12 protein-coding genes and 1 tRNA gene are annotated in these 13,165 nt (G+C 39.0%); 8 read left to right on the top strand and 5 right to left on the bottom strand.

Features of this window, described 5'->3' with window-relative positions:
* The first annotated feature begins 56 nt into the window (after nucleotides 1-56).
* Nucleotides 57-629, top strand: coding sequence for an elongation factor P-like protein YeiP (gene yeiP / locus PR766_RS01345; RefSeq protein ID WP_006661420.1), 573 nt, complete (start codon nucleotides 57-59; stop codon nucleotides 627-629).
* A gap of 154 nt (nucleotides 630-783) precedes the next feature.
* On the opposite strand, the gene PR766_RS01340 is transcribed toward yeiP, so the two are convergent.
* A complete protein-coding gene (locus PR766_RS01340) occupies nucleotides 784-1,116 on the bottom strand; it encodes a hypothetical protein (RefSeq protein WP_226890312.1) in 333 nt (110 codons plus the stop codon).
* Between the two features lie 1,067 nt (nucleotides 1,117-2,183).
* Here PR766_RS01340 and mepS point away from each other — a divergent pair.
* Nucleotides 2,184-2,771 (top strand): bifunctional murein DD-endopeptidase/murein LD-carboxypeptidase, encoded by a 588-nt coding sequence (mepS, locus tag PR766_RS01335; RefSeq protein WP_006661418.1) that lies wholly within the window; start codon nucleotides 2,184-2,186, stop codon nucleotides 2,769-2,771.
* 264 nt (nucleotides 2,772-3,035) lie between these two features.
* On the opposite strand, the gene PR766_RS01330 is transcribed toward mepS, so the two are convergent.
* The 3 genes from PR766_RS01330 to rsuA form a co-directional block, all read right to left on the bottom strand.
* The gene (locus PR766_RS01330; RefSeq protein WP_006660424.1) at nucleotides 3,036-3,377 is read right to left on the bottom strand and encodes a hypothetical protein; all 342 of its coding nucleotides are present in this window, start codon (nucleotides 3,375-3,377) and stop codon (nucleotides 3,036-3,038) included.
* Between the two features lie 723 nt (nucleotides 3,378-4,100).
* The gene (locus PR766_RS01325) at nucleotides 4,101-5,285 is read right to left on the bottom strand and encodes a Bcr/CflA family multidrug efflux MFS transporter (RefSeq protein WP_036961267.1); all 1,185 of its coding nucleotides are present in this window, start codon (nucleotides 5,283-5,285) and stop codon (nucleotides 4,101-4,103) included.
* A 21-nt stretch (nucleotides 5,286-5,306) separates the two neighbouring features.
* The gene (gene rsuA, locus PR766_RS01320) at nucleotides 5,307-6,014 is read right to left on the bottom strand and encodes a 16S rRNA pseudouridine(516) synthase RsuA (protein ID WP_006660422.1); all 708 of its coding nucleotides are present in this window, start codon (nucleotides 6,012-6,014) and stop codon (nucleotides 5,307-5,309) included.
* 220 nt (nucleotides 6,015-6,234) lie between these two features.
* On the opposite strand from rsuA, the gene PR766_RS01315 reads away from it, so the two are divergent.
* Both PR766_RS01315 and rplY read left to right on the top strand, forming a co-directional pair.
* Complete coding sequence (locus tag PR766_RS01315) at nucleotides 6,235-8,007, top strand: DEAD/DEAH box helicase (RefSeq protein ID WP_154636419.1); 1,773 nt, start codon at nucleotides 6,235-6,237, stop codon at nucleotides 8,005-8,007.
* Nucleotides 8,008-8,217: 210 nt separating this feature from the next.
* On the top strand, nucleotides 8,218-8,499 hold the full coding sequence (rplY, locus tag PR766_RS01310) for a 50S ribosomal protein L25 (protein ID WP_006660420.1): 282 nt from the start codon (nucleotides 8,218-8,220) through the stop codon (nucleotides 8,497-8,499).
* Nucleotides 8,500-8,623: 124 nt separating this feature from the next.
* On the opposite strand, the gene yejK is transcribed toward rplY, so the two are convergent.
* Nucleotides 8,624-9,625, bottom strand: a complete 1,002-nt coding sequence (yejK, locus tag PR766_RS01305; protein ID WP_154636418.1) for a nucleoid-associated protein YejK — start codon at nucleotides 9,623-9,625, stop codon at nucleotides 8,624-8,626.
* Nucleotides 9,626-9,863: 238 nt separating this feature from the next.
* Between yejK and PR766_RS01300 the strand changes: the two genes are divergently transcribed.
* The 4 genes from PR766_RS01300 to PR766_RS01285 all read left to right on the top strand — a co-directional run bounded on the left by PR766_RS01300 (nucleotide 9,864) and on the right by PR766_RS01285 (nucleotide 12,673).
* Nucleotides 9,864-10,091 (top strand): YejL family protein, encoded by a 228-nt coding sequence (locus PR766_RS01300; protein ID WP_006661415.1) that lies wholly within the window; start codon nucleotides 9,864-9,866, stop codon nucleotides 10,089-10,091.
* A gap of 21 nt (nucleotides 10,092-10,112) precedes the next feature.
* Complete coding sequence (gene yejM / locus PR766_RS01295; RefSeq protein WP_036966059.1) at nucleotides 10,113-11,828, top strand: LPS biosynthesis-modulating metalloenzyme YejM; 1,716 nt, start codon at nucleotides 10,113-10,115, stop codon at nucleotides 11,826-11,828.
* Nucleotides 11,829-11,936: 108 nt separating this feature from the next.
* Nucleotides 11,937-12,013, top strand: a tRNA-Pro gene (locus tag PR766_RS01290).
* A gap of 138 nt (nucleotides 12,014-12,151) precedes the next feature.
* Nucleotides 12,152-12,673, top strand: coding sequence for a YcxB family protein (locus PR766_RS01285; protein WP_006660416.1), 522 nt, complete (start codon nucleotides 12,152-12,154; stop codon nucleotides 12,671-12,673).
* Nucleotides 12,674-13,165: the final 492 nt, after the last annotated feature.

Here is a 13,165-nt window from a genome sequence, read left to right as displayed (position 1 = left end):
CTTATCTGCGAGTAATTTTGTCGAACTCTTTTTGACAATAACAAAGAAGGTTATTTATGGCCAAGGCCAACGAAATCAAACGTGGTTTTGCAATAAACTACAATGGGAAATTACTGCTGGTTAAAGACATTGATATCCAATCGCCAAGCGCTCGTGGAGCAAGCACACTCTACAAAATGCGTTTTACCGATGTCAAAACTGGCCAAAAAGTTGAAGAACGCTTTAAAGGCGACGATATTTTAGACACTATCTCATTAACACGTCGTGCGGTAAGTTTTTCTTATATCGATGGTGATGAATATGTGTTCATGGATAATGAAGACTATACGCCTTACATCTTTAAAAAATCAGATATTGAAGAAGAATTGTTATTTATTCCTGAAGAAGGTTTACCAGGAATGCAGGTGTTAACAATGGATGGGCAAGTTCTTGCTCTCGAGTTACCGCAAACTGTTGATATGGTCATTGTTGAAACCACTCCTGCGATTAAGGGGGCTTCTGCAAGCGCACGAACCAAACCAGCAACAATGCCGACTGGATTAACAGTTCAAGTTCCTGAATATTTAACGACAGGCGAAAAAATCCGTATTCATATTCCAGAACGTCGTTATATGGGTCGTTGCGATTAATTATCCTGCACTATTTTCTTGTCTTGAAAATAAGCTTACATTACCTATGGGCACTTCGCCCATAGGCGTCATTATAAATAAACATCACTAATTCATCCTAGAAAAGCATTCCATTTAACATTCAAAATTTAATATAAAAATGACAATTTAGTTATTAATCATAGATAACCGTGTAAACCCCTATTTTATTTTCCTTATTAATCCATTTAAATGTTTGAGTTCCTTTGTGATTTGGAAGCACAGTCCCTTTTTCAGTCAATTTATTAATTTTCATTGATGTTGTTTTTACTTTTCCATCATCATTCCAACATTTTGTATCAATATTCTGCTCAATACTCGTGATAACGCAAGGTGATGCGACAATTGCGCCGACAAAGTGGATAGTACCTGATGCAACGGGTTTTGCTTCGCTATGTGTAGAGGCTTTAGCATGCATACCGAATGTTAATGCCATTAAAGAAAACACTGCTAATGTTATTTTTTTCACTGAGTGATCCACAAGAATTTCTCCGCTTAAAATTAAAATATCGTCAATTATCAAAATTTATTTACATCTATTTGATGAGTTATTTAATAAATTTCGGCAGAGAGCTTAATTTGCGGGGAAAAATAGTTATTTCACTTATAGTCGCTATTTTTTATTTTCATCAATCAAAACATATTTTCTTCTATTAGCACTTGAGATTTAACTTAAAACCAATAACTTCCTTTGGATTTTATTTCATCTATATAACAAATTGCCGCTTATTTTATTCATTTTAGCCATTATGCCTATTGATGAGATTTCATCTTATTCATTAGGCTTGAAGAATCAAGTCAGCCTTTCAAACTCATTTCTCGTGTATTTTTTTAATATCAAACCAATCTACGTAATTCAACTAACGCATATTTAGAGTAATATGAATTGATTTATAATACGTACGGTTATTTCATTACATTCAATTACGCACCAATGTGTAAAAAATATACAATAGAGAGTTCGAGGAATTCTCAACATATTCCACTCAAATACACACTATTTGTTTTTACATACACGTGACAAACAATATAAATTTAAACTTCTTTACAAACCATGTTGAAATTTAAAAAATCACTGCTGTTTTTATAAAGATATTGGATAGTAAATGTGACCATGATCATGTTTTGTATGCAAACGGTCTCAGTAAAAGCGTGAAAACACTGGATTATTCGTATTCTGAAGGCAAGTTAATGATGGATCTCTCGTTTTATATAATGTTTTGTAAATTATGCCCCCATTAACTCGCCATTTCAGCTTTGTTTATGTATATTCTTTATGTTTGGTTAAAGAATCAATATTTATCAGCCAAATATATAAAATAAGTACGATTTTTAGCAGCTTCTGATTATCTATTTATAATCACAGGTGTTAGAGCACATGCGAGCTGCTAATTTAGAGCATATTTTGTTCGATACATAAACACTTTCTGCGAAAAATACACTCAGTCGGCATAATGCGTTTTTCACAGGGATCAGTTTAAGTGTGTTGTGTAGTTTCCGCACAGCAATAAATAAATGGCAAGGGATATTCTATTAATGTTAACTTCTGAAAAATTTAAGCGCTATATCTGGCGCATTGTTCCGGCAGTGGCAATTGCCGTAACACTTTCAGCATGTACGGCACCGAAAACGTCAAAAAATGGTCAAACTACCGCAAGATCCTCTGATGCTCGTATGTTAAATGCAACATCAAATGACTCCCTTGCAATGGCTTCTCAAGATGAATTCGAAGATTTAGTCAGAAGTGTTGATACAAAATCCAAGATTATGGACCAATACGCAAGCTGGAAAGGTGTTAGCTACCGTTTAGGTGGAACCACTAAAAGTGGTATTGATTGTTCTAGCTTCGTGCAACGTACTTTCCTCGAACAGTTCGGCGTTCAACTACCTCGTACTACCTCTGAACAAGAATCTTCAGGTAAAAGTGTAAAACGTAATAATTTAAGAGCGGGTGACTTAGTATTATTCAAAACTGGTCGCACGATGAAACATGTAGGGATTTATATCGGTGACAATAAATTTGTCCACGCCTCTACAAGTAATGGCGTTATTGTTTCTGAAATGACTAACGATTATTGGAGTAAGCGTTATTACGCAAGTCGCCGTGTCGTGAATGGTTCATAAAATCCAGAAACATTAATGCAGTAAGTTATATAGATACCTTGCCAATAAAAAAAGCTTCCAGGCTCTAAACTGGAAGCTTTTTTTATTGGTCACAAATAATATGCCGACCTTAAAATGATATGACTGTTTATTGAATGTTTGTTTGCTGCACGTTCGTCAAAAGAGTCGAGACGTTACCTAACTCAATAACACTCACTCTCTTTATTTCAAACTTTACGTTTTACCACAAACTTCAAAGACCATCGCGGCTATGCATTAATGGTACTACGCACAATAAAAGCCAGATGCCATTTCTGCTATCGCAACACCGGATGCCTTCAAACGACACATTGCCGTTAATTCATCACTTGCTCGAATAAATAAACACATCTCTTTTTGCCATTCCAAAATAGCATTGTCGATTTGCATTTCTGATAGCGACTCGGACAGCTGCTTCATTGCAATACAATCTGTTGCACAGTCATGGCTGAGTAATTTTAGCCCCACCAGCTTATCGCTATTCAGATCATTCATAGGGACTACCTCAACATCGGTACCTACTTTTCCTGATAACCAGCGGTAGCTTTGCGGTAGCCTGTGCACCACCGAAAGACCTAATTTTTCCACAAAAATTTCCTATTAAAACATGTCATCATTTTGCCAAGTAAACCGACTAGCGAGTTTGCTGTTCAATTTACATTTCACGCCATGAATATCGATTCTTTTAGATACTGAAACTCCCCAAGAGACACCGTCCCCTTCCTTGTATCTCTCTCTACATTAGAGAGTGAATAGAGCTACATATGCCTTAAAGAAATCCTCGTTCAAACCGAACTTTTAACACATCAAAAAAGTAACGTGATTGTTAAAAGTAAGAACTTAAATATAACATTAAAAAAGTAGCATGTCGTTAAATTTTTGTGACACACATCATTGCATACGAATTTTTTTGACAAAAAAGTTAATTTTTAAACAAATTTTGAGATGAACACTCAAAATAAAGCGCAATAAACCCATTTATTTTTTACTTCATTGTTTAAATAAATTAACAATTACCGTTTTTTTAAGCTCACGTTCGCCAATAAAGAATAAATAACAGGATCATTCCAGCCAATTCACAAAACAGAAATTTAACAAACATTCCACTTAAGACAATTGATATGGATCATTTTTTGATAAGAACCTTAGTTTCACTCAGAAACAAATCGGTTTTAACGAACTTTATTGCAGGTTAGTCTATAGGTATTATGAATGATATATTCGAGGTATAAATTAGAATGGTATAAATAAAGGAGAGGAACTAATTAGCTAAACAGTTTCATCCTTGAAACTGATATAAAATATGTGATGTTATTTTGCTCTTTTCGCTAATAATACAAATAACATTGAAAGCGCAACACATCCCACCATCGACCCCACCATCGGCCATGCATTTTTTGCAGGGATCATCGACAATACTGTTCCGACCAATGCCCCAATAGAGAAACGAATAGTCCCAGCTAAAGAGGAAACAGTTCCAGCTATATGTGGATAGTTATCTAGGATAACCGCCATGGAATTTGATGTGATCATTGCAATCCCACTGACATAAATCGCAACCCCGATGACTAGCGTCCAGAAATCCATATTCAATGCTGTCGTCGTTAATAACCAAATTCCCATCACGAACTGAACAATGATCCCAAAATACAACATCCGCTCGGCACCGAACTGCCTCACAAACTTGCCATTAATCGTCGTCATAATAAATAAGAAGACAATATTAATGCCAAAATAATAACCAAAATGTTGTGGCGATACACCGTTAAGGTCAATATAAACAAATGAGCCCGCATTCAAGAAAGAGAACATACCGGAAAACGAAAATGAACTGGCCAAAATATAGAACAACACTTGACGCGCTCTAAACAGAGTCGCAAATTGGCGCAATGTAGTGCCAATATGAAATTTTTGGCGTTTCTCAACAGGCAACGTTTCGCGAATAAATAAGCTGACCAGCACCACGGCGATCACCGCAGCGAGAGCAATACTCCAAAAGATGGCATGCCATGAGAACCAACGCATCATTTCGCCGCCCATGATAGGTGCCATCAAAGGCGCAATCGTCATGACTAACACGACGAAAGACATGCTTCTGGAAAACTCGTCTTTCGTAAACATATCTCGCATTAACGCATTGATCACCACACTGGCAGCCGCAGCAGCAAATCCATGTAGGAAGCGCAGCCAAATAAAGGTATCGATAGATTCCGCAACCGCACAAGCCGCGGAGGCTAATGCGAAGACAATCACCCCCCCCAAAATGACAGGTTTGCGCCCTAAACTATCCGCCATTGGACCATAAAATAATTGACCAATTGCAAAACCAAAAATGTAGCTGTTTAGGGTCATTTGAATGCGCCCTTCATCTACATTGAAGTACCCTGTCATTGCAGGGAAACTCGGTAAATACATATCAATCGCTAATGGCATTAGCATTGATAGCAAACCTAAAATTAAAATCAGCCCCAGATAGGATGAACGCTGTTGTTGCACTTATTTACTCCTGTTATGACATCATTTTCGGGGGACAGTGATACTCTTAATCTCTGCTTCAGTCAGTGGACGGTATTCCCCAGGTTCTAACTGTTCATCTAAGTGGATCTCCCCCACTCTCTCACGGTGCAGACCACACACATGATTCCCAACAGCCGCAAACATGCGTTTAACTTGGTGATAACGCCCTTCACTGATGGTCAACAACACTTCTCGCGGAGAAATAATCTCCAATTGAGCAGGTTTTGTTGGTGATTTTTCACCGTTTAACATGACACCTTGCTCAAATTGAATCGTGACATCATCAGCAATATCTTCACTGAGTTGAACACGATACGTTTTTTCACAGTGGTGTTTAGGTGATGTGATTCGATGAGACCATTGACCATCATCAGTTAAGAGAACTAACCCAGTCGTATCAATATCTAAACGACCCGCTGCATGTAAATTTTGTGCTATAGGTTCATCAATAAAATAGAGGATTGTCGGATGCGTTGGATCATCAGTAGAACAGACATAACCTTCCGGTTTATTAAGCATAAAATAGCGCGGTCCCGTAACTTGCACTAATACATTACCGTCATAGGCGACTTCATTATCGAGACCAACTTGCATTGAACCTGATTTCACTACTTCGTCGTCAACCGTGACATTACCGGCACGCAGCTCACGCGCCACCAAACTCCGGCTTATCCCTAGTTGCTGGGACAAAAATTTATCCAGTCGCATAGATTCTCTTAACTTGATGGAATGTCAGCGAGAGGTACAATAGATCACGCTGTCATGGGTAGAAAGATGGATTGCTGTGATTACTATCACATAATTTATTATATCAATAACCCCTTGCAAGTGATAGCACGGCAAAGGTAACTCTTAAATTTAGACCTAGCCACGGAATTAACTTAAATTTAACATTAATAATCTGACTTTTTAGAAAAAACTAACCCATATGCCTGCTGCCTCACCAACATTTACACTGCGTCCTTATCAACAAGAAGCCGTTGACGCTACCATTGCGCACTTTCGTCGCCACACTGAACCGGCAGTCATTGTATTGCCTACAGGTGCGGGAAAAAGCTTAGTTATCGCAGAACTCGCAAGATTGGCAAGAGGACGCGTACTCGTTTTAGCGCACGTAAAAGAGTTAGTCGAACAGAATCATGCTAAGTATCTGACTTATGGATTAGAGGCAGACATTTTTGCAGCCGGATTAAATCGTAAAGAGTCGCACAGTAAAGTCGTTTTTGGGAGTGTTCAGTCAGTCGCTCGTAACCTGAATCACTTTGATGACAAATTTTCGCTCGTGATTATCGATGAGTGTCATCGCATCAGCCTAAACGAAAAAAGTCAGTATCATCAAATTATTCAAAATTTACAGAAGTATAACGCGGCATTACGCATTCTTGGTTTAACTGCCACCCCTTACCGCATAGGGCATGGCTGGATTTACCAATATCACTACCACGGAATGGTGAAAGGTGATGAACACTGTTTCTTCCGAGACTGTATCTATGAACTCCCCTTGCATTACATGATTAAGCACCAGTTTCTGGTTCCTCCTGAACGGTTAGACATGCCTGTTTTACAGTATGACTTTAGCCAAATTTCAGTCAATCAATCGGGGATTTTTAGCGAACAAGAACTGAATTTATCACTGAAAAAACAGCAGCGAATTACGCCTAAAATCGTTAATCAGATCATTGAATACGCATCGCCACTCCAAGGATGCATGATATTTGCTGCCACGGTAGAACATGCCAAAGAAATTTTGAGTTATTTACCTAAAAACACGGCTGCATTAGTCACCGCAGAAACGCCATCCTCTGAGCGACAAGCGATTATTCAACAATTTAAAAGCAAACAATTACATTATCTTGTCAACGTTTCCGTACTCACTACTGGCTTCGATGCCCCCCATGTTGATCTGATTGCAATCTTACGCCCAACAGAGTCCGTCAGTTTATATCAACAAATCGTTGGACGAGGTTTGCGTTTGAGCGAGGGGAAAAAACAGTGCCTAATTTTAGATTATGCGGGTAACCCCCATGACCTTTTCCGTCCAGAAGTCGGCAGCAGCAAACCCAATTCCACCAGCGTTCCTGTCCAAGTCTTCTGTCCGCTATGTCAATTTGCAAATATTTTTTGGGGAAAATGCACCTCTGATGGGCAAATCATCGAGCATTATGGACGTCGTTGCCAAGGCTGGGAAGAAAATGAACAAGGGCATAAACAGCAATGTGAATTCAGATTTCGATTTAAACAGTGCCCCCACTGCGGAGCGGAAAATGACATTGCAGCACGACGATGCCATAAATGCCAAGAAGTACTTACTGATCCTGATGATATGCTCAAGGCAGCCCTACGCCTTAAAGACGCATTAATTTTACGCTGTGGAGGAATGGAACTCACTTCAGGTGCCGATCAAAAAGGCGAGTGGATAAAAATAGCCTATTATGATGAAGATGGTACGTCGGTATCTGAACGTTTTCGGCTGACCACGGCAGCCCAAAAACGCGCTTTTGAATTTCGATTCTTACGAGAACACCACCGCGCACCCGGAGTTCCTTTTCATTGGAAGAATGCCAATGACATCATTTCGCAGAAAATGTTATTACGTTACCCGCAATTTATTGTCGCTCGTAAAAAAGAAAGTTATTGGGAAATCAGAGAGAAAATCTTTGATTATCAGGGACGCTTTCGTCTTGCTGCCCCTTTAGCTTAATATAAAAATAAATGGTTATTGGCGGATAAACCATGCCCAATCAGAAAGATAATGATCTTAATGATTGCCCATCCACCGTTTTTTCGTTAAAATGCTGCCCGCCTTTGTATGTCTCGCGATAGCGAAATGATGTTACGAGGCCAAATCTCGAACCTGCTGCTGGGTCGCCTGTAGCAGGATTTTTATTTTTTCTTTTATAGAGAAATTGTAATGTTAACTATTAATGCAATTGAACGTAAAGAGCAGGGTAAGGGTGCGAGCCGCCGCCTGCGCAGAGCTAACCAACTGCCAGCTATCGTTTACGGTGGCAACCAAGAAGCTATCTCTGTAACTCTGAACCACGATGAAATCATTAACCAAGAAAGCAAAGCAGAATTTTACGAAGTTCTGACTCTGGTTATCGATGGTAAAGAAACTAAAGTAAAAGTTCAGGCTGTTCAACGTCACCCATTTAAGCCAAAAGTGACGCACATTGACTTCCTGCGCGCTTAATTAAGCCCATAGCCGAGCTTTAAAGTTTTTTCGGGACGCCGAGTAAATAACGCCGCAATTGCGGCGTTATTTATATCTAACGTAAAATTTCTAACACACGATTTTTACTGAAATTTAGCGTTCACTATTTATTGCCACGACGTTGCAACTGGTCACGTAAATTTGGTGGAGTACCACGGATAGTTAATGTGTCCGTCACCGGATCCCAAAAAATACGCTCCCCCATTAACATCGCATCGAAACTAATGGTGATTCCACCACCACTTCCTGAAAATTTCGTTAATTGTTTCAACGTCCCGCGATCTGCTGGGAAGCTCTCTTCCAGTTGGTAATCATTTTGGCGCGTAAAATCTTCAAAACTTTGCTCCTCTACCATCGGTAGCTCTTTTGAAAGCGCTTTTAGTTCAATTTCCTCGCCTGATTGTAATTGCTCACTACAATAGCTATGAACTTGCTGACGATAAGCCTGACGTGTGTTTTTATCCATTTGTACATTATCGCAAAAATCGTCTAATGCTTGGACCAACCCTTTATTTTGCACTTTCGCATTCAGACCTTCAGACGCTGCTAAAAAGTCCATAAAGAAATCAGAAACTTTGCGCCCTACTCGCCCTTTCAGGAAAGTCAGGTAACGTTTAGATTCCGGATTAGTTTCCCACTCAGTCAAATCAATGCGCGCCACGATATCTGCATGAGGAATATCTAAGTAATGTGTCGTTCCTAAGTCGAGAGATTCCGTAACAAACATGCTATCGCAACTATTCAGGACCGCAATGAGAAGATATTCCACCGCCAAATAGCGATATTGGCAAAAAAGGACAATACCCCCTTCTGCAAAAGGATACTTTGCAAGCTCATCCTTCAAGCGAACGGTCATCGCACGGCTAAAACCTAAAAACTCTTCTTCACCTTTACGAAGTAATGTCAATGCTTCGGCAAGCTCACTTTCTTCATTAAACTCACCGAATGCCTTACTTTTCGCACTGTATACACGATGTAATTCTGCCATCATGTCTTGCACAACATTGTCTGTCGCTAATAACGAATCACGTAACATGACTTCTAGGGTCTGTTCATCTCGTTTAATCAACTGGTGTAACGCTATCTGGGTAATTTCCAGACTCATTGTTGGCTCCTTTCACTAGCAGAAATAATGTCGCGTATTCAAACACTGTTAGTATTTGTCTGCAACTGAAACTATCGTTTGCCATTTTTTTGTGACTTTTATGGCGAACTATTATCCACTTCGGCGATCTAAATAAACATTATTATCAATTAAACGAAAATTTGTTTAAAGAAAGAAGAAAAGTCACCCACAATGGGCTATCATATGGAGCTTTCATTAATTTAGGATGTCACAATTTATGCCACAATCATCTCGCTATAGTGATGAAAAAGTTGAAGGTTTACTGTCTGACCTTGTTAGTGTGTTAGAAAAAAACCATACTCCAGTTGATTTATCATTAATGGTACTCGGTAATATGGTTACCAATCTGCTCAATACGTCTGTCCCTCCGGCGCAACGTAAAATGATTGCAGAATCCTTTGCCAATGCATTACTTTCTTCTGTAAAAGAAGATAAATCACACTAATTTGGTTGATAAATAAACAGCATGGTCACCCATCAGCGCTACCGTGATAAAGTCTCCAACATGATTGGTTGGGGGCACTGGTTTGCACTTTTTAATATACTACTTTGCCTTTTGCTAAGTAGCAGCTATCTGTTTATTTTTGACTGGCCAGATACCCTAGCTGGTCGCGTTTATGCGTTTGTCAGTTGGTTAGGTCATTTCAGCTTTGTGGTCTTTGCCACCTACTTGCTAATCATCTTTCCGCTGACCTTTATTGTCATGTCTCAGCGATTGCTGAGGGTCATTTGCGTTGCACTCGCGACTGCGGGTCTCACCTTATTACTCTTTGATATACGTGTTTTTAGCCAATTCGGTCTGCACCTTACGCCACAAGTATGGGATTTAGTCATAAACCCTGCGAAGGGAGAAATGACGCGTGAATGGCAATTGATGTTTATCAGTATTCCCATCATATTCCTTGTTGAAATGCTATTTGCAACATGGAGTTGGCAAAAATTACGTAGCCTAAGCCGCCAAACCTTTGGTCGACCACTGGCAGCGGTATTCATTGCGGCTTTCGTGATGACACACCTAATGTATGCATGGGCAGACGCAAACTTTTATCGCCCAATCACCATGCAACGTTACAATTATCCTTTATCTCAGCCACTAACCGCTCGTAAGTTGTTGGATAAATATGGTTTGCTTGATCTCACGGCGCACCAAAATCGCGTGTTCCAGCAAGGCAGCCCAACCGCACTGAAACTTCAATATCCATTGAAACCCCTCAGTTACCAAGACCAAGGTACCGGTTATAATTTACTCTTATTGGTTGTCGATGATTTAGGTGATGTATCTCAGCAAAGCCAAATGAGTTCGTTGAAAGAATTCAAAGACATCAGCACGCAGTTTACCAATCACTATACATCTGGGTTGCGTAATGATACCGCCCTATTTGGGTTGTTCTACGGGATCTCATCCAGTTACATTGATAATATTCTTAATGGGCGCCACCCTTCTGTGCTGGTCGAAGCGTTGCAGCATCAAGGTTACCAATTTGGTCTGTTCTCAACTGATGGATTTAGTTCACCACTTTTCCGCCAAGCTATTTTGTCTGATTATTCATTGCCGACAAAAGCAGCAGACAGTGATAAGCAGACTATAGAGCAATGGCATTTATGGCTGGATAATGTGAAGCACGGTTCTCCTTGGTTCTCTTTCTTGAATATCAAAGGAAGCCCAGGCAGTCGCCAAACAGACAACCAAATTAACCAAGTGATTGAAACGCTGAAGAGCCAAAATAAGCTTAACAATACCATTGTCGTTATCACGGCTAACTACAATAGTCAGGGTGCTCAAGATACTGATTGGATCAATAAAAAACACTTTAACCGCGATAACATGCAGGTGCCGTTATTTATCTACTGGCCAAATACGCCAGCACAACAAATTGATAAACTAACCAGTCATCAAGACGTGATGACCACCATCATGCAACGTGTACTGCATGTCAATAATCAGCCTGATGATTACAGCCAAGGTGAAGACTTATTTAGTGCTCAACGAACCTACCCATGGATTATCACTGGCGATAAAAGCGATGTGGTGATTACCACCAACAATGCAACCATGTATATGGATCATAACGGACAATTTAATATCTATGATCTTCAAGGTCGTGAACAAACAGATGACAAGCCAGATCTTGCTGAACTGCTAAAAATATTTACTGAACTTAAACGCTTCAATGAAAATTAGTGTTTAAATTTCAATCAGTCATCAAGTGTGCCTCTTGATTTCATCTCTGTTTTAGGTAGTATATTTTTGGCATTTTTCCTTACAGTAACAGGAATGCATCAAATATATCGGCACGTAGCGCAGCTTGGTAGCGCACGGTCATGGGGTGTCCGGGGTCGGAGGTTCAAATCCTCTCGTGCCGACCAAATCCTCACAGAAACCAACCTATTATGGTTGGTTTTTTGTTCTATCAACCTCATGTTATTTAACCATTCTCTGATAGCTAAATTGTGTTTTTAACGAAATAATAACTGCCACTCTTTCATCTTTTGCTGAGATACATCATGCCTCTCTCTGTCACCATTGAACTCACTCGTCAAGAATTTATGGCTTATAGCCGCTATTGCTACAAAAATAATTACTTCTTCCCTGCAAGCCGCAACCTAATCACCTACATTCTGCTTTATCTGGTTTTTTTTATCCTCATGGCAGGTGCATTCACTCTACTTCAACAGTGGAATATTAACTTTAACCCCGAGCAGTTTGCTGTCTCTCTCCTAATGGCTATATTGCTTTACGCGATCTTTGCAGTCCGTCTTTTTAAGAAATTGAGCAACGCAACTCCTGACACAGATAGTGCAACTTTCTGTGAGAAAACATTTATGGCTGATGAAAATGGATTACACATAAAAAGCGTTTATGGGGTAGTGCACTTTAATTGGAATTCGATGCGATTTATAAAACAAAATGGTGATGCTCATTATCTATTTATTGATAGAACCAGCGCCTTAATTTTCCCCAAACGCGCTTTTGATTCAAAAGAAAATTATCTGAATTTTATACAATACCTAGAACTGAAAATATAATTTTTAAATTTTTACGAAATAAATTTCAAGAAACAATATTAATTTAGGATAATTATCCATTATGCTTAAATTAAACTCTGAGCGTATTTATATTCAATACACACTTTTTTACACTTTATTTTTAGCTTTAATTAACAGTTTATATTAAAAAATAGAAATAACTCCATAAGCAGCATTTCATCTATATTACCCACCCACACCACTCTCTATATGTGTAGAAATATTAATATATTCCATTTTTCTTAATAATCATCCTTGTTTTCACCTACCAAATATTCATGTCCCCCTACCACCCACAACGATGGAAATATTTAACATCATTGATTTTGAATGTTTTTTTATTATTTCAATAGAAAAAAACAAGTAAAAACACCTACCCAAAAATACAGAAACAAAAAACATCCATTAGAATCCTTGATCTATTACCAATAAGGTATATAAAATAGCGATCTGATTTAAGCCAAATTATCAAAAAACAATATTTTTCATTTA

The organism is Providencia sp. PROV208, assembly GCF_028479465.1.
Taxonomy (GTDB): domain Bacteria; phylum Pseudomonadota; class Gammaproteobacteria; order Enterobacterales; family Enterobacteriaceae; genus Providencia; species Providencia alcalifaciens.
Note: the sequence above shows the minus strand (reverse complement) of the source record. Positions and strands in the feature narration are given on the sequence as shown.